This is a genomic window from Aminobacter sp. P4_D5 (genome assembly GCF_056401815.1).
In genome coordinates this window covers 26,400-43,841 of sequence record NZ_JBFUIP010000029.1, presented here as the reverse complement: position 1 = coordinate 43,841, position 17,442 = coordinate 26,400, and the positions used below count along the sequence as shown (strand labels likewise).

Sequence of the window (17,442 nt, the reverse complement as noted above, 5' to 3'; positions counted from 1 at the left end):
CGGTGCAGGTCATCTGACCGGGCAGGGGTGCGTGCGAACCGTGCGTTGTAGCGCGTAACAAAACCGGGCAGGAACGCATTGCCCGCCTCCATATCCGAGATCCCTGCCAACCGCAGCTCCTTCACCAAGCGGTCCTGAAGCGTCCGATTGGCGCGCTCGACACGACCTTTCGCCTGGCTCGAATTTGCGCAAAGAATCTCGATGTTTAGCTCTGAAAGCGCACGGCCGAACTGCGTCATGCCCTGGCCGCCCTTGGCATCCTTCTTGGTCACCCGGAACACCGAATGCTTGTCGGAATAAAAGGCAACGGGAGCACCATGGTCCTTCAAATAGAGTTCCAGTGCCGCAAAATAGCTGAAGGCGCTTTCCGAGCGCACAAAGCGCAACTGCATCAGCTTGCCCGTCGCATCGTCGATGAACCGTCGAGCTCCGCAAGCTTCTCCGCCGCCAGTGTCGGACCAAAGTCCGCATAGCGCTCTAGCACGATCGCCATGGCATAATCGCGCACGCCGTCACAAATCCGATTGTTCGATGGGCGGCCGATCGCCTTGTGTCGGATCGAGCCCGCGCCGCTCGTCTTCATCCGTTCCAGSAGCCGGCGCACCTGGCGCGGGCTCAGCGCCAGAACATGYGCTGCCGAAACGATCGTCGTCCGGCCGGCAACAACCTTCGACAAAACTTCGATCCGTTGCAGATCGCGCTCGCTCATCGCAATCAGTCCCATCCGCAATCTCCCGCGTCGTCAAAACGCGGGCAGAGTGACATTCTTACTTTGCAGRATCAGGACATTYYAACTTTGCGGCTACAACCAACTATCGCATAAGATAGATTATGGAACTGCAATGATACGCCGGAGCGCTGTTCGGCCGCGTTTCGTGTGCCGCTGGCCTTCACGCAAGCTGCAAGCTTGGGGCCACAGAATGCACCTGTATGGGGCCACAGGATGCACCTGTATGCAAACCGGCGCGCCTATGGTCGTCGGCCATTCTGGCTTATCGACACAACCAGCAACGCCTGACCGCATCAAACAGTCCGTCTATAACCCTGACGGATAAGGTATTTCCATGATTATGCCGTCATAGGCTGGTTCGACATGCGCCGGCGTGGCGTCCATGACGGCAGCGTAGTCCAGCGGCACATGCATGTGCGTCAGGACGGCCTTGCTCGGCTTGAGCCTCTCTATCCATTCCAGCGCCTCCGACAGCGACAGATGGCTGACATGTGGCCTGTGCTGCAATGCGTCGATGACCAGCAGCTCAAGGCCGGCCATCAGTGCTGCCGTGGCCTCCGGGAAGTCGCTGACGTCGGAGCAATAGGCGATCGGCCCGACGCGGAAGCCGAGTGAAATGATGTCGCCATGGATCTGCGGCAGCGGCAAAAAGGTGAGGGGACCCCCCTCTCCTGCTATGACGAACGGCTGATCGTGCTCGATGATGCGCGGCCTAACGATCGGTGGATACGAGCTTCCCGGCGGCGTTTTGATGCAATAGCCGAAGGCCAGCGTCAGGCGTTCCAGCGTGAATTGGTCGGCATGGATATCGATCAGGCTGCCGCGCTCGAGCACATAGCCTCTGAGGTCGTCTATGCCATGGATATGGTCGGCATGCGGGTGTGTGTAGACCACGGCGTCGATATGGCTGACGTTTGCCGCCAACATCTGGGCGCGGAAATCTGGTCCCGTGTCGATGACGACGCGGGTCGTGCCGGACGCTGAAATGCGCTCGACCATCGCCGCCGCGCGCGTGCGCCGGTTCTTCGGATTGGTCGGATCGCACGCGCCCCAGTCGCCGGTGATGCGCGGCGTGCCCGGCGACGAGCCGCAGCCCAATATGGTGAGGCGCAGCGTATCCGGCATCGCTCAGGCCGGCTTCGGCATCTTGGTGAACAGCCGGAAGAAATTGGCGGTGGTGATCTCGGCGATTTCCCCGGCACTGACGCCAATCGTCTCGGCTAGGACGGCAGCCGTGTGGGCCACGAAGGCCGGTTCGTTGCGCTTGCCGCGATGAGGTGGCGGCGCAAGGTAAGGCGCGTCCGTTTCGACCAGCAACCGGTCGCGCGGCACGTCCTTGGCAATCTCGCGCAGCTCGGCCGAGTTCTTGAACGTCACGATGCCGGAGAAAGACACGTAACCGCCAAGCTCGACGCCAATGCGTGCAAGCTCGGCGCCGGAGGAAAAGCAATGCAGGATGAAGGGGAAGGTGCCCTTCCCTGTTTCTTCCCTGAGCATCGCTGCCATGTCTTCGTCGGCGTTACGGGCGTGGATGACCAGCGGCAATCCGGTCTCGCGGGCCGCCGCGATATGGTTCCGCAACCCTTTCGCTTGTGCATCGCGAGGCGCCTTGTCGTAGAAATAGTCGAGCCCCGCCTCGCCGATCGCAACGACCTTCGGGTGCGCGGCAAGCTTGACCAGATCGGCCGTGGTGACGTCGAGTTCTTCGGCGGCATTGTGCGGATGGGTGCCGACCGAGCAATAGACCTCGTCATATTCCTCAGCGATCGCAAGCACTTGCTCGAAGCGCTTCACGCGCGTCGAGATGGTGACCATACGCTCGACCCCGGCGGCCTTGGCGCGCGCGATGATCTCCGCGCGCTCTTCGGCGAAGTCAGGAAAGTCGAGATGGCAATGACTGTCGACTAGCATCTTTTCTGTGGCCTCAGCTTTCCGTCGTCGGCTCGACAAAGCGCGGGAACACCGGCTGCGGTGTCGGCAATGCCGCGCCCGGCACAAGCGCATGTGCAGCGTCGACATGGACAAAGTCCCTGTCGGTCACGGCCAGCAAGTCAAGCAATTTGGCGGCCGATGCAGGAATGAACGGCTGGCACATGATGCCGACGCGGCGGATCACCTCGGCGGTGGTCCACAGCACCGTTTCCATGCGCGCCGGATCGGTCTTCTTCAGTGCCCAGGGTTCTTGTGCGGCGAAATACCGGTTGGCCTCGGCAACGACGGCAAAGATCGCCGCAAGCGCGTGGTGGATGCCCTGCTCCGCCATCGTCTTGCGCGCGGTCACCAGTGCTGCCGTAGCCTGGTCGAGGATCGCCTTGTCGGCATCAGCCAGTTCACCGCGCTGCGGCACGACGCCATTGCAATTCTTGGCGATCATCGACAGCGAGCGTTGCGCAAGATTACCGAGATCGTTGGCGAGATCGGCGTTGGTGCGATTGACGATCGCTTCGTGGCTGTAGCTGCCATCCTGGCCAAACGGCACTTCGCGCAACAGGAAATAGCGCACCTGGTCGAGGCCGTAATGCTCGACCATGGTGAACGGATCGACGACGTTGCCGAGCGACTTCGACATCTTCTCGCCGCGGTTGAACAGGAATCCGTGGCCGAACACCCGCTTGGGCAACTCGATGCCTGCCGACATCAGGAAAGCCGGCCAGTAGACGGCATGGAAGCGCACGATGTCCTTGCCGATGATGTGCACCGCAGGCCAGTAGGCCCACTTCTCGGCATTGGTGTCGGGATAGCCGAGCGCGGTGATGTAGTTGGTCAGCGCGTCGACCCAGACATACATGACGTGCTTGTCGTCACCGGGCACCGGCACGCCCCAGTCGAAGGTGGTGCGCGAGATCGACAGGTCCTTCAGGCCGGAACGAACGAAGCTCGCCACTTCGTTGCGGCGCTCGTTGGGGCCGATGAAGTCCGGCTGGCTGTCGTACAGCGCAAGCAACTTGTCCTGGTAGGCCGACAGGCGGAAGAAGTAGCTCTCCTCCTCGACCCATTCGACCGGCGTGCCCTGGGGGCCATAGCGCACATTGTCGGGACGGACTTCGGTCTCTTCTTCGCCGTAATAGGCTTCGTCGCGCACTGAATACCAGCCGGCATAGCTGCTTTTGTAGATGTCGCCCTTCTCCGCCATCGCCCTCCAGATCGCCTGGGAGGCAGCGTAGTGGCGCTCTTCGGTGGTGCGGATGAAATCATCGTTCGACGCATTCAGAAGTGTTGCCATCTTCTTGAATTCATTCGAATTACGGTCAGCAAGTTCACGCGCGGAAATGCCTTCCCGATTTGCCGTCTGCAGCATCTTGATGCCGTGCTCGTCGGTGCCGGTCAGGAAGAACACGTCCTTGCCGTCATGGCGCTGGAAGCGGGCAAGCGCGTCGGTGGCGATCAACTCGTAGGCGTGCCCGATATGCGGCTTGCCGTTCGGGTAGGAAATAGCGGTCGTGATGTAGAATTTTTCGCGGGACATGGATGAGCCGTCATGAATATCGGATTGAAAGGGTCGCGGTCAGATAACGCATCGGCATGGCGATTGCCATCCGGCTCGGACGAGCGTCACATTCGCAATGCGGTATTCAAGCGGTCGATCATGGCCAGGACGTGTTGTTTCTTATCAAGATTGTAGGTCTCGGTCTCGGATATCGCGTTTTGCGCCTCGTGCCAAGCATCGGACAGGATCTTGGCCCTGGAAAGGTCCGAGTTGTAGCCGGCCTCAGTCGCCGTGTCGGAAAGCAGGTCGAGTGCGCGGCGATTGAAGACGTCAAACTGGATGGCGTTGTCCCTGCCCGCCACCGCATCGGCCAGCCGGTGTGCGGCAGCAATGTCGTTGCGGCCCGATTGCACGATCTTGTCGAGCGCCTCGGCGATCTCCAGCCCACCATATTGGGTGAGCAGGATCGCCACGCGTGCGCTACCCCCTGCCCGCCGCACGAGCGCGGCGCGCGCTTCCGGCTCATCCGGTGCCGGCTGATCGGTACCTGCAAGCGCTGCCAACAAGGCATCATCTTCGAGTGGGGTCAGCCGAATGGTCTGGCAACGCGAACGAATGGTCGGCAACAGGCTTCCGGGCGCGTGCACGATCAGGATGAACAGCGTACGCGCCGGCGGCTCCTCGAGGTTCTTGAGCAGTGCGTTGGCAGCGTTGGTGTTCATGTCGTCGGCCGGATCGACGATGACGACGCGGTAGGCGCCATTGTGCGAGGTCATCGACAGGAAGCGCGACACCTTGCGGATCTCGTCGACGGTGACGACCGACTTGAAACCCTTGGTCTTGTCGTTTTGCGGCCGCGTCAGATGCAGCACCGAGGGATGCGCACCAGTGGCGACTTGCCTGAACAGCGCCGACTTGGGGTCTGGATGCGCCAGCGTTTCAGGCGCGCTGCGATAATCGGGATAGCTCAGCAAATGGTGGGCGAGATGAAAGGCGAGTGTCGCCTTGCCGATGCCGACCGGGCCGGTGAGGATCAGCGCGTGTGGCAGCTTGCCCGAGCGATAGGCGGCAGTGAGCATCGAGATCGCCTGCTCATGGCCGAACAGGTGGGGATTCTCCGCCGGTTCCGGCACGCCGTCCAATGTGTCGTGCTGCTCGGGGGCGATGCGCTCGAACATCAGGCGTCCACCCTCGCCCGGCTGCCTGCTGTGGCGCGCGCCTCAAGGGCTGCGAACACCGCATCGGTGATGGCGTGCTCGACATCCTCCTGGTTCAGCGAGGCGTCGATGAGCACGCAGCGTTCGGGTTCGCTTTCGGCGATCGCCAGATAGGCTTCGCGCCGGCGCTGGTGAATGTCGACTGTCTCTTTCTCGAACCGGTCGGCGACATCCTGGCCGCGCCTCGCCGTCGCGCGCCGCAAGCCCTCTGTCGGGTCCAGGTCGAGGATCAGCGTCATGTCGGGCATCATGCCGTTGATCGCCACGCGCTCGACCGCGGCCATGAAGTCCGGGTCAAGGTTGCCGGTCACGCCCTGATAGACACGCGAAGAATCCAAAAAGCGATCACAGAGCACGATGGCGCCGCGCTCCACTGCCGGCCGGATCACCTGCTCGACATGGTCGGAACGTGCAGCGGCAAACAGCAGCGCTTCCATTTCCGGTCCAAAGGGCTCGGCGGCACCTGACAACAGCACATGCCGCACCGCTTCCGCGCCGGGCGAACCGCCGGGTTCACGCGTGACGACGATGTCGTAGCGCTTGTCGCGCAGCTTTGAGGCCAGGCGCTCGATCTGTGTCGATTTGCCTGCGCCCTCGCCGCCTTCGAATGTGATGAAGAAGCCGCGCGCCAATCCAAATGCCTTTCTGTCCGCCGTATCGCAAGTTCTGCCGAACGAACGGCCTCACGGCATATGTAAGTGCTGAAGCTCTACCGTCGAGAGTGGCAAAGGTCCACCCGAACTATCGCAGCCAGCCGATGGCAAGCTCCTTGACCGCGTCAAAAGCGCGGCTTTGCAGCGAGCCGACACCGACGGCTTCGGCTGCATACAACGGCGTCTCCTGGCTCAGCGTATCGCCGATCCAAACCTTGAGCGATCCTATCGGCGTTCCGGCGGCCACCGGTGCTGCCACCGGGCCGTCATAGACGATGCGGGCAACCAGCCGCTCCCGGTTGGTGATGGGCAAGAAGATGGAGACAGGCTTCTGGGCCACCAGCGCCACATGCGATTTCACCCCGCCGAACACCTGGGCCTCGCCGACCGTTTCGTTTGCGGCAAAAATCTCGGTCTTCTCAAATGCCCGCATGCCCCAGTCGAGCAGTTTGCGGGCTTCCTCCGAGCGTTCGCGGTCGCTGGCCATGCCGCCCATGGCGGCAAACAGCCGCCTGCCCTCGCGGTTGACCGAACCGACGATGGCAAAGCCCTCGCCCTCGGTGAAGCCGGCAGCCATGCCGTCAGCTCCAATATCCATGGCAATCAGCGGGTTACGGTTGCGCTGCAGGATCTTGTTCCAGGTGAACTCGGGCAGGCCGTAGTACCTGTAGAAATCGGGATAGGTCGTCCAGATGTGCAGGCCAAGTTCGGCAAGCTCGCGCACGGTGGTCATCTGGCCCGGTGCGGGCAACCCGGTCGAATTGACGAACACCGACTTCTTGAGCCCGATCTCGCGTGCGCGCTCGGTCATCTGCAGCGCAAAATTGCCCTCCGATCCGGCCATGCCCTCGGCAAGTATGATGCAGCCATCATTAGCAAGCTGCACGGTCACGCCCTGGATCAGGTCCTCTATGCGGATCTGCGATCTCACCGCGGCAAACATGGTCGAGGCGCGCGATGCCGCACCGCCGGTGCGCCAGGCGTTTTCACTGACGGCAAAAGTATCGTCGAGCTTGTAGCGGCCCGACTTGATGGCGTTGAACACCACCTCCATCGTCATCAGCTTGGCAAGTGAAGCTGGTGCAATGAGCTTGTCGGGATCCTTGGAAAACAGCACGGTGCCGGTTTCGGCATCGATCATGTAGGCCTGTGGTGCCTTGGTTTCGAACAGCTGCGCCTGTGCCTGGCTGGTAAAGGCCAGCGCTGCAAATAGGCCGGTCAACAACATGAGCGGCGCGGATAGTCTGAAAATCATGGGAGATGCTGCCCCGTTCGGCCCCGAATTCCGGTCGAGGCCTCAAAGACTATCAGGCCTTGTCTGGGCAGATCAACCGGGCGGGCACGATAGCCACAACTCGCCGAACCGGCGAACTCAGTCGTGCACGGCGAAAGCGTCGGGCGCGCCGTGCGTCCATGCGGCCTTGAGCATGGCGTCGAGCGAAATCTTACCATCCGGATAGAGGTCGACCGAATACCAGGTCTTGCCTTCGAAATCGGATTGCTCGACCAAAGTACGGCCATAGGCGGAAAGCGCCTTGGCGACACGCTTGGCTTCTTCACCGTCCTCGAAAGTGCCGGCGGCGACATAAGAATCCAGGTCCTGCTGGGCGCGCGGCCCTGGATTGAGGCGCTTCCAGGAATCGGTGATGTCGTTTGACGCAATCCCCTTGCCTTCCAGCACCCCGAAGGCTCTTGCAGCTTCGCTTTCGCGTTCGCTGGCGTAGCCCATGGTGGCGAGAGCCACACGCGACTGAGGAACTTGCATCATTTCCACGGGACGCGCAGGCGCGATGGGGCCAAAATCCGGCAAGGCGACATCGACCATGCCCTGCCCGTGCGCTGCCATCACAGGCTGCTCGAACTGGACCGCCTGGGCTGCAAGCGTGTTGGCCGGGGCGCCGGCCTGCATTGCTACCGCCGGCGCAGTATTCGTCATCGTGCCAGGGAAGGCAGCCGCCTGCCCCACCCCGACGCTTGGCGTTGGGCCGTTCATGGCGATCATCACGCCGGTCGGCAAGCCGTCATTGGTCGGATCGCCCATACCCTTGCCAGGTCGGTAGGACGCGAGGAGATACTGGTCGTCCTGGCCGTCGAGCGGTGCGCGTCCGACATATTCGACCTTCACATTGGCCGTGCCGCTATGGGCATAGTCGAGCATTTCAGCGGCGCGCTTGGACAGGTCGATGACACGATCGTTCGAATAAGGCCCGCGATCGTTGATGCGCACGATCACTGAACTGCCATTCTTGGTGTTGGTCACCCTGGCGTAGCTGGGCAGCGGCATCGTCGGATGGGCCGCCGTAAGATGGGTCATGTCATAGATTTCGCCATTGGCGGTCAGACGGCCATGGAACGCGTCGCCATACCAGGACGCAGCACCTACCGTTGCGTAGTTCTTGTCTTCCTTGGGATAATACCACTTGCCCCGAACCTTGTAGGGCTTGCCTGTCTGGTCGCGGCCACCGCCGCGCTGCAGGCCGGACATCTTGGTGGTGACGCGCGGGCTCGCCTTCACGCCATATTCGGATTCGGCGAAATATTCCTTTGAACGCTTCTTGCCGGCGACAGAGGTCGGCTGCGAAGCGCAGCCGGCAATGAATACTGCGGTCGCAGCAAGAATGCTGACCGTCGATGCGCGACCAAAACGCGTCCGCGTCGAATGCTGCATGATCGTGAAGTCCCCTGCCAGTCTACTCAAGCGCCACCACAACGCTGTCGCGCATAGATGGAAAAACAGTTCGCGCACGCTATCCCCAGTCCCCTTGTGCGCAGGAAATGCTTGCTAGCCTATTAATCGACTGTGGTTCGAAACGGGCGAGAATATGGCGCAATTGCGGCGATGGGCTCGGCCCGATACGCCTCGCAAATGAGCAGCGCTAAAATTGGCGGGTTTGTTTTGATGTGGCGGAGGGAGTGGGATTCGAACCCACGGTGAGTTTGCACCCACGCCGGTTTTCAAGACCGGTGCCTTAAACCGCTCGGCCATCCCTCCGAGGCATAAGGACTGCCCGCCTTCCCTGTCCGCGCTTCTTTTAGCGAGAAGACACATATTGGGGTGAGCTGCCCAGAACCTTTGTGGCGCGCTTGTAGCGCTGGTCCAGTCGCCGCGTCAACTTGTTCGATGCAGCTTCGACATGGTTGCCGCATTGCCAAGAGCGGCAACTTCTTCGCAAGCACGACTTGCTTGAAGATCGTCGGTGCAGATAGCTGAGCTTTGGCTCGACTCATCCAACTGCACTCGCATGATATCCGCCATGATTCTTTCAAATGCTGGTGGTGGTCGTTGGCTGGCCACCAGCAAATGCAATAGGCATGAGCCACCGCCACTGCATTTGACGGACGGCCATGTTTGCTGAGGAAAACCCGATTGCTTGAAACAGCGCTCTACAGTCCGGTCAAGCGCTTCCTCGAAGGCCTGGGTTTCGAGGTCAAGGGCGAGATCGGCGGCTGCGACCTGCTGGCGCTGAGTGCAGATGCGCCGCCGATCGTGGTGGTCTGCGAATTGAAGCTGCAATTCAATCTCGAACTGATCCTTCAAGGCGTAGATCGCGCGGCGGCTGCCGACGAGGTCTGGCTTGCTGCGCGCATGTCGCAGCGCGGCAAAGGCCGCGAGGGCGACAAGCGGTTCCGCAATCTGTGCCGGCGGCTGGGCTTTGGTCTGCTCGGCGTTTTCGAAGACGGGCGCGTGGAGGTGTTGCTCAGCCCTGTGGCGCTTGCGCCCAGGCGGGATACGAAACGGCGCTCGCGGCTGGTCGACGAGCATCGCCGCAGACAAGGCGACCCGGTGGTCGGTGGCGGTTCTCGCGCGCCGATCATGACGGCTTACCGCCAGGATGCGCTAAAATGCGCGGTGGCGCTGGCCGAGGGGCCGAAACGACCGCGCGACCTGACCCAAGCCGTCGCGCGCGCGCCCAAAATCCTGCTCGACAATGTCTATGGCTGGTTCGTCCGGGTCGATCGGGGCGTTTATGATCTCACCGACGCTGGCCGAGACGCCTTGCAGCGCTGGCCGCAGCTCATTGTCCTTGAGGTGTAGACACAGTCGGCGTCACCCGGCCTCGGCCACCTGCCCTGCCTCGGCATGCCTTGAATGGTCGGCGGCGATCATCATGTAGACCGCAGGCACGACGAACAGCGTGAACATGGTGCCTATCGCCAGGCCGCTGGCAATGACTAGGCCCATATTGTAGCGCGACACCGCCCCGGCGCCCGACGCCATGATAAGCGGCACCACGCCCAGAACCATGGCAGCCGTGGTCATCAGGATCGGGCGCAGCCGGATTCCGCAGGCCTCCTCGATCGCCTCGCGCTTGGACTTGCCCTGCTGCTGCAAGTCGTTGGCAAACTCGACAATCAGGATGCCGTGCTTGCTGATCAGCCCCATCAGCGTCACCAGCCCGACCTCGGTGTAGATGTTCAGGCTGGCACCGCCGATGCCAATATTGATGAAGATCAGCGCACCGGCGATCGACATGGGCACTGAAACGAGAATGATGACGGGATCGCGAAAGCTCTCAAACAGGGCAGCCAGCGCCAGATAGATGATGATCAGGGCGAAGCCGAAGGTGGCGATGAAGCCCGACGATTCCTGGATATACTGCCGCGACAGCCCGCCATAATCGACCGAATAGCCCTGCGGCAGTGTGCGTTTGGCAAGATCCTGCAGGAATTTCAGCGCGTCGGCCTGCGCCACGCCCGGCGCCGCGACGCCCTGGATCGTCGCACTATTGAGCTGCTGGAAGTGATTGATCGATTCGGGGATGGTTTTGGTGGAAATCGTCGCAATGGCCGACAGCGGGATCGGAACGCCGTTAACGACGCCCACATAATAGTTCATCAGCTGCTGCGTGTTGAGCCGGCTGCCCTGCTGGACCTGCGGGATCACCTTGTAGGAGCGGTCGGCGAGGCTGAAATAGTTGACGTAGCCGCCGCCCAGCATGCCGCCGAGTGCGGCGCCGACATCGCTCATTTTCAGGCCGAGCTGTGCGGTCTTGTTGCGGTCGATCTGGACGACCGACTGCGGGTTGTCGATCTTGAGGTCGCTGTCGAGGAAGATGAACATGCCGCTTTTCACGGCTTCCTGCAGGAAATCGTGCGCCACCTGGTTGAGTTGGACAAACGAGTCCGTCGTGCTCAGCACGAACTGGATCGGAAGGCCTTGGCTGCCCGGCAGCGGCGGCAGCTGGAAGGCTGCGGCGCGAACCCCGGCGATGCCGTTGAGCTGCTGCTGGATGACCGGCTGCAGCTGGTTGGTGGTGCGGCTGCGCTGATCCCACGGCGTGAACACCATGCCGGCGATCGATGTGCCCGGCGCGTCGATCTGGAACACATGCGCGGTCTCAGGATATTTGGCGAAGGTCTCGTAGACCTGCCTGGAATAGAGCAGCTTCTGCTCCAGGGTCGCATTGGGTGCGGGCGTCGACGACGAGATGATGATGCCGGCATCTTCCTGCGGCGCCAGCTCGCTCTTGGCCCCGGCATAGAGAAAATAGATGCTGCCGAGCACGATGAAGGCAAAGGTCGCTGTCACTGGGAGATAGCCGAGGCTGCCGTGCAGCCAGCGCTCGTAGCGGTTGCGGATGCGCGCGAAGGTGCGGTCGATGGTTTCGGTCAGCCGCTCCTGCCAGCCGCGCCGTTCGGGGTCGCGGGCCTTCAGGATGCGCGAGCACATCATCGGCGACAAGGTTAGCGCGATGATGGCCGAGACGGTGACGGCGCCGACCAGCGTGAAGGCGAATTCGGTGAACAGCGCGCCGGTCAGGCCGCCCTGGAAGCCGATCGGCACATAGACGGCGATCAGCACCACCGTCATCGCGATGATCGGGCCTCCGAGCTCCCTAGCCGCCATGATCGCGGCCGGTATGGGCTTCACGCCTTCGTCGAGGTGCCGGTTGACGTTCTCGACGACGATGATGGCGTCATCGACGACGAGGCCGATGGCCAGCACCAGCGCCAGCAGCGTCAGAAGGTTGATCGAAAATCCGAGCGCCAGCATCAGGGCGAAGGTGCCGATCAGCGATAGCGGGATGGCGACAGTCGGGATCAGCACCGAGCGCAGCGATCCGAGGAAGGCGAAGATGACCAGGGTGACGATCAGAAGCGCCTCGCCGAGCGTCCTGATCACTTCACGAATGGAGCTGTTCACGAAGTCGGTGGAATCGTAGACGATCTCCCCGCGCAGGCCTTCCGGCAGCTGCGCCTTGATGCCGGGGAATTCCGCGCGCACGCCGGCGATGACGTTGAGCAGATTGGCGCCCGGCGCCACCTGGATGCCGATATAGACCGCCTACTTGCCGTCGAAGGCGACCTGCGATTCATAGTCGTCGGCGCCGAGCGTCACGTTGGCCACGTCCTTCAACCGCACGATGGCGCCGTTGGCCTGCTTGACGATGAGATTGGAGAATTCTTCGGCGCTGTGCAGGCTGGTCGAGGCGGTGAGATTGACCTCGACCATCTGGCCCTTAGTGGTGCCGAGGCCGGCGATGTAGTCGTTCTGCTGAAGTGCCGTCGAAATGTCGGTTGCGGTCAGGCCATAGGCGGCAAGCTTGGCCGGGTCGAGCCAGGCGCGCAGCGCGAAATTCTGGCCGCCAAGTATTTCCGCGGTCTGCACGCCGGGCACCGCCTGCAGCCTGGGCTGCACCACCCGCACCAGATAATCGGTGATCTTGTTGCGCGGCAGCACGTCGCTGTCGAAGCCCATATACATGGCGTCGATCGTCTGCCCAACCTTGACGCTCAGCACCGGCTGCTGGGTGCCCGACGGCAGCTGGTTGATGACCGAGGCGACCTTGGTGCTGATCTCTGTCAGCGCCTTGTCGGCGTCGTAGTTGAGCCGGAGGTAGATGGTGATGACATTGACGCCGGTCTGGCTGGTCGAGCTCATATAGTCGATGCCGTTGGCCTGGGCGATGGCGTTTTCCAGCGGCGTGGCGATGAAACCGGCAATGACGTCGGGATCGGCGCCATAATAGGTCGTGGTGACCGTGACGACGGTGTTTTCAGTGCGCGGATATTGCAGCACCGGCAGTGAGCCGATGGCGCGCAGGCCAAGCACCAGAATGGTGAGACTGACGACGATTGCCAGGACCGGGCGGCGGATAAAGAGGTCTGTAAAGCTCATCGCCGCATTCTTTCCGCGAACTATCTCGCCAGACTGCGCCTGCTATTTGTCGACCGGTTGTGGATCTGGATTGTTGGCGGGCTGCACGGTGTTGTCGACATTGACCGGCGAACCGTTGCGTAGCTTGAGCTGCCCGGCGGTGACCACGACATCGCCATCCTTGATGCCGCTCAGCACAGCGATCTGATCGCCGCGCGTTGCGCCGGTGGTGACGAACGCCTGCCTGGCGGCGAGCTGGGGCTTGCCGTCAGCGTCTTTGCCCTTGTCGTCGACGAGATAGACGATATCGCCATAGGAATTGAAGGCGATCGCCGTCTGCGGAAGCGTGACGTATTTCTGCGGCGCGGCAGTATCGATGTCGATGGTAGCGAACATGCCCGGCAACAATAGGTGGTCGCCATTTTGCATGGTGGCGCGCAACTGCACGGTGCGCGTTGCCACGTCGACCTGCGAATTGATCGCCGAGATCTGGCCGGGAAATGTCTTGTCGGGGAAGGTGTCGACTTTTGCCGTGACGGCCTGGCCCACCTTGATCTGCGCCAGAGCTTGCTGCGGCACGTAGAAGTCGACGTAGATCGGATCGATCTGCTGGAGGGTGACGATGGAGGTTCCGGCGGGAAGATACTGGCCGAGGTCCACCTGGCGGATGCCGAGACGTCCAGCGAACGGCGCCTCGACGGTCTTGTAATCGACAAGGGCCTGCTGCTGGGCGACGAGCGACTCGGCGTTGAGCAGGTTGGCCTTGTCGGTATCGACCACCTGCTGGCTCACGGCATCGGTTTTAACCAGCTTGGAGTCGCGGTCAAAGGTGAGTTGGGCGATCGTCATGGTCGCCTTTAATGCATTGAGATGGGCGATGTCGTCGGCCGACTCCAGCTGCAGCAGGGCGTCGCCCTTGTTGACGTCGGCGCCGGATTCGAAGTGCAACACGGAAACGATGCCGGCAACCTCGGCGCTGAGATTGGCGCCATTGACCGCACGCACGCTACCCACCGCCTCGAGTTGCGATTGCCAGTCCTGCGAGGTGGCGACCATCGTCGAAACGGTTTGCGGCGGGTTGGCCAGCGAAGCCATCACCTTGGTGATCATCGAGGATTTGAATGCGGCAAAGCCGAAGACACCACCTAGAACAATGGCGGTGAGCGCCAGCATAACAAGCATACGCTTCAGCATCGACAACTCATCCGAAGGTTACGAGTTCTCCTGCGAAGCCTACCCTACACCAAGCCCCCCGTCGCGCAACGGCAACGTCGCGCGATCGCTGGTCGAGATGGGGTTCGCGCTGCAAAACCAACTACGTCTTGTTGCAAAACTAGGTCGGCGCCAAACATTCGGCAACTGACGACCGTGTGATCCTGACCCTCGGTGATGACCGCTGCGATGTCGCATCGCTGCAAAACTTCTGCAACTCACTGGAAATGCGATCTTTCTTGGGCGAAACTCACACGCTATAGAAGGGGCACAATGATCATACAGCGCCTCGCCCTTGCACTTCCGATCTGCCTATCGACCATCGTTCTCGGCGGCTGCAGCCGTTCGTCCGACGGCACGGTGGTTATTCCAAAGCAGGTCGACACGAGGCGGTTCTGGCAGGACGATGAGGCAAAGCGCGCCGCTGCCGAACGCGAACAAGCGGCTGCTTTTCCAACTGGGCCGGAGATCCGCTTCGCCACCCAGCAGCCCGGCCCTCGCCCGGTGACGCGTGCGCCGAGCACCACCGCTGGCGCTGCCAGCACCAAGCCTATTGCCTGCCGTGCGGCAGGCAGCCTCTCAGGTCGCGTCAAATACGTTTGCGACTGAGTTTTCCTGGCCTGCTGGTCCTCGCGGGCTTCCTCCCTTACGTCCATTGTGCCGTCTTGGCGCCGGAAAATGTCAGTCTGGTGTCAGCAAAGCCATGGTTTTTGCGTATTTGAGATAAACGCCAGGCTAGTCGGTTGACGAGCAAGCAGCGACCGTTATAGCCCACATCTATTCGCCTAAATGAACGGAGAGGGTCCCGTCTGATGGAGATATTTACTGCCGCAGGCTTCACAGCCCTTCTGCAGGTCATAGCTATCGATCTCGTCTTGGCGGGCGACAACGCCATCGTCATCGGCCTTGCCGCTGCGGGCCTCCCCGCCGATCAGCGTAAGAAGGCCATCCTCGTCGGCATCGCGGCCGCAACTGTGCTTCGTATCGGTTTCGCGCTGATCACCCAATGGCTCCTGGCCATTGGACCGATGCTTCTCATCGCCGGCGGCCTGCTGCTGTTGTGGGTGTGCTGGAAGATGTGGCGCGAGCTCAGCGTCAGCCACGAACAGGAACATGAGGCGACCGAAGCGCTTTCCGACGCCGACTACGACAAGGACGGCAAAATCGCAGGCAGAGGCCCGCGCAAGACCTTTGCCCAGGCCGCCTGGCAGATCGTCATCGCCGACGTTTCTATGTCGCTCGACAACGTGCTCGCTGTCGCCGGCGCGGCCATGGATCACCCGACCGTCCTGATCATCGGCCTGGCGCTGTCGATCGCACTGATGGGCTTTGCCGCTTCGTTCGTTGCGCGTTTGCTGCACAAATATCGCTGGATCGCCTATATCGGCCTGGTGATCATCCTCTACGTCGCCATCAAGATGCTGTTCGACGGTGCCGTCGATCAGTTCCCCAACCATTTTGGCTTCCTGAGCCCATGGTTCGGCGGAACTAGCGGCGGCCACTAAGACTACATTCGAGACAAGGGCTGGGTTCGACCCGGCCCTTGTCATTTTCAGACGGCGTCAGCGTCCCGGTTTGCTTGACAGCGGATTTGTGCTATTGCGCCGCCCGAATTGAGCTCTTTTTTGAGCCGACAGATCGTAAAAATTCGAGACTTCCGGGCCGGCCTTCAGGGGTTGCGGCCTTTATCCCTTGGAAACCCGTCTATGTCCGCAGCACCCCGCGTCAGTTTTGTCAGCCTCGGTTGCCCGAAAGCGCTTGTCGATTCCGAACGCATCCTCACTCAGCTCCGCGCCGAAGGCTACGAGATCGCCCGTAAGCATGATGGTGCTGACCTTGTCGTGGTCAACACTTGCGGCTTCCTCGATTCCGCGCGCACCGAGTCGCTGGATGCGATCGGCACGGCGATGAAGGAAAACGGCAAGGTGATCGTCACCGGCTGCATGGGCGCGACGCCCGAGCTGATCCGCGAAAAGCACCCCAACGTTTTCGCGATCACCGGTCCGCAGGCCTATGAAAGCGTGATGGCCGCGGTGCATGAGGCAGCGCCGCCGGCCCACGATCCGTTCACCGACCTGCTGCCGCCGCAAGGTGTCAAGCTGACACCACGCCATTACGCCTATCTCAAGATTTYAGAGGGTTGCAACAACCGTTGCACCTTCTGCATCATTCCCGACCTGCGCGGCGACCTGGTGTCGCGTCCCGCTGGAGATGTGCTGCGCGAGGCGGAAAAGCTCGCCAATGCCGGGGTCAAGGAACTGCTCGTCATCTCGCAGGATACCAGCGCCTACGGCATCGACATCAAATATGCCGCGTCGCCGTGGAAGGATCGCGAGGTCAAGGCAAAGTTCCTCGATCTGTCGCAGGAACTCGGCGAGTTCGGCATCTGGGTGCGCATGCATTATGTCTACCCCTACCCGCATGTCGCCGACGTCATTCCGCTGATGGCCGAAGGCAAGATCCTTCCTTATCTCGACATTCCCTTCCAGCATGCTTCGCCGCAGGTGCTCAAGAACATGCGCCGCCCTGCCCATGGCGAAAAGGCGCTGGAGCGCATTCGCGGCTGGCGCGACGTTTGCCCCGACCTCGCCATCCGCTCGACCTTCATCGTTGGCTTCCCCGGTGAGACCGATGAAGATTTCGAGATGCTGCTCAACTGGATCGACGAAGCGAAGATCGATCGCGCTGGCTGCTTCAAATACGAGCCGGTGCAAGGCGCGCGTTCCAACGATCTCGGTCTCGATCAGGTGCCTGAAGAGGTCAAGGAGGCCCGCTGGCACCGTTTCATGCAGCGCCAGCAGAAGGTTTCGGCCGCCCAGCAGGCCAAGAAGGTCGGCAAGCGCCTGCCGGTCATCATCGATGAGGCAAACGGCACCTCGGCCAAGGGCCGCACCAAATACGACGCGCCCGAGATCGATGGTTCGGTGCACATCCAGTCGCGCCGTCCGCTGCGTGTCGGCGACATCGTCACCGTCAAGATCGACAGCGCCGACGCCTATGATCTCTACGGTTCGGCTGTCTGAATCCACCAGTCGACTATCTCAGATCCAACAAAAAACCCCCGGCGAAAACCGGGGGTTCTTTGTTTGCGGAACGCTATCGCG

The 17,442-nt window shown here is 61.5% G+C and carries 13 protein-coding genes, 1 tRNA gene and 2 pseudogenes; 4 read left to right on the top strand and 12 right to left on the bottom strand.

Features of this window, described 5'->3' with window-relative positions:
• From AC1DWF_RS09205 to AC1DWF_RS09160, 10 genes and pseudogenes are all read right to left on the bottom strand, one after another.
• Positions 1-724 (bottom strand): annotated as a pseudogene (locus AC1DWF_RS09205) (helix-turn-helix domain-containing protein); the annotation flags it as partial.
• Between the two features lie 312 nt (positions 725-1,036).
• The gene (locus tag AC1DWF_RS09200; protein ID WP_476784268.1) at positions 1,037-1,855 is read right to left on the bottom strand and encodes an MBL fold metallo-hydrolase; all 819 of its coding nucleotides are present in this window, start codon (positions 1,853-1,855) and stop codon (positions 1,037-1,039) included.
• A 3-nt stretch (positions 1,856-1,858) separates the two neighbouring features.
• Complete coding sequence (locus tag AC1DWF_RS09195) at positions 1,859-2,641, bottom strand: TatD family hydrolase (protein WP_476784267.1); 783 nt, start codon at positions 2,639-2,641, stop codon at positions 1,859-1,861.
• A 13-nt stretch (positions 2,642-2,654) separates the two neighbouring features.
• Positions 2,655-4,196 (bottom strand): methionine--tRNA ligase, encoded by a 1,542-nt coding sequence (gene metG / locus AC1DWF_RS09190; protein WP_476784266.1) that lies wholly within the window; start codon positions 4,194-4,196, stop codon positions 2,655-2,657.
• A gap of 86 nt (positions 4,197-4,282) precedes the next feature.
• Positions 4,283-5,338 carry a DNA polymerase III subunit delta' gene (locus AC1DWF_RS09185; protein ID WP_476784269.1) on the bottom strand — a complete coding sequence of 352 codons (1,056 nt, stop codon included), beginning with the start codon at positions 5,336-5,338 and terminating at the stop codon, positions 4,283-4,285.
• Positions 5,335-6,006 carry a dTMP kinase gene (gene tmk / locus AC1DWF_RS09180; protein ID WP_476788866.1) on the bottom strand — a complete coding sequence of 224 codons (672 nt, stop codon included), beginning with the start codon at positions 6,004-6,006 and terminating at the stop codon, positions 5,335-5,337. The genes AC1DWF_RS09185 and tmk overlap by 4 nt, the downstream gene beginning before the upstream one ends.
• 109 nt (positions 6,007-6,115) lie before the next feature.
• Positions 6,116-7,282: a D-alanyl-D-alanine carboxypeptidase family protein gene (locus AC1DWF_RS09175; protein ID WP_476788867.1), complete on the bottom strand. Its 1,167-nt coding sequence runs from the start codon at positions 7,280-7,282 to the stop codon at positions 6,116-6,118.
• Between the two features lie 117 nt (positions 7,283-7,399).
• Entirely contained in the window at positions 7,400-8,695 is a 1,296-nt protein-coding gene (locus tag AC1DWF_RS09170; RefSeq protein ID WP_476784263.1) for a septal ring lytic transglycosylase RlpA family protein, read from the bottom strand.
• Between the two features lie 234 nt (positions 8,696-8,929).
• Positions 8,930-9,019, bottom strand: a tRNA-Ser gene (locus AC1DWF_RS09165).
• 117 nt (positions 9,020-9,136) lie between these two features.
• Complete coding sequence (locus AC1DWF_RS09160; RefSeq protein WP_476786721.1) at positions 9,137-9,283, bottom strand: hypothetical protein; 147 nt, start codon at positions 9,281-9,283, stop codon at positions 9,137-9,139.
• Positions 9,284-9,394: 111 nt separating this feature from the next.
• On the opposite strand from AC1DWF_RS09160, the gene AC1DWF_RS09155 reads away from it, so the two are divergent.
• Positions 9,395-10,063: a DUF2161 domain-containing phosphodiesterase gene (locus AC1DWF_RS09155; RefSeq protein WP_476788868.1), complete on the top strand. Its 669-nt coding sequence runs from the start codon at positions 9,395-9,397 to the stop codon at positions 10,061-10,063.
• 12 nt (positions 10,064-10,075) lie between these two features.
• Here AC1DWF_RS09155 and AC1DWF_RS09150 read toward each other — a convergent pair.
• Positions 10,076-13,147: pseudogene (locus AC1DWF_RS09150) on the bottom strand (efflux RND transporter permease subunit).
• Between the two features lie 42 nt (positions 13,148-13,189).
• A complete protein-coding gene (locus AC1DWF_RS09145; RefSeq protein WP_476788869.1) occupies positions 13,190-14,320 on the bottom strand; it encodes an efflux RND transporter periplasmic adaptor subunit in 1,131 nt (376 codons plus the stop codon).
• A gap of 291 nt (positions 14,321-14,611) precedes the next feature.
• Between AC1DWF_RS09145 and AC1DWF_RS09140 the strand changes: the two genes are divergently transcribed.
• The 3 genes from AC1DWF_RS09140 to rimO all read left to right on the top strand — a co-directional run bounded on the left by AC1DWF_RS09140 (position 14,612) and on the right by rimO (position 17,361).
• Complete coding sequence (locus tag AC1DWF_RS09140; protein WP_476783279.1) at positions 14,612-14,947, top strand: hypothetical protein; 336 nt, start codon at positions 14,612-14,614, stop codon at positions 14,945-14,947.
• A gap of 203 nt (positions 14,948-15,150) precedes the next feature.
• The gene (locus AC1DWF_RS09135; RefSeq protein WP_476783280.1) at positions 15,151-15,843 is read left to right on the top strand and encodes a TerC family protein; all 693 of its coding nucleotides are present in this window, start codon (positions 15,151-15,153) and stop codon (positions 15,841-15,843) included.
• A 201-nt stretch (positions 15,844-16,044) separates the two neighbouring features.
• A complete protein-coding gene (gene rimO, locus AC1DWF_RS09130) occupies positions 16,045-17,361 on the top strand; it encodes a 30S ribosomal protein S12 methylthiotransferase RimO (RefSeq protein ID WP_476841617.1) in 1,317 nt (438 codons plus the stop codon).
• The last annotated feature ends 81 nt before the right edge of the window (positions 17,362-17,442 follow it).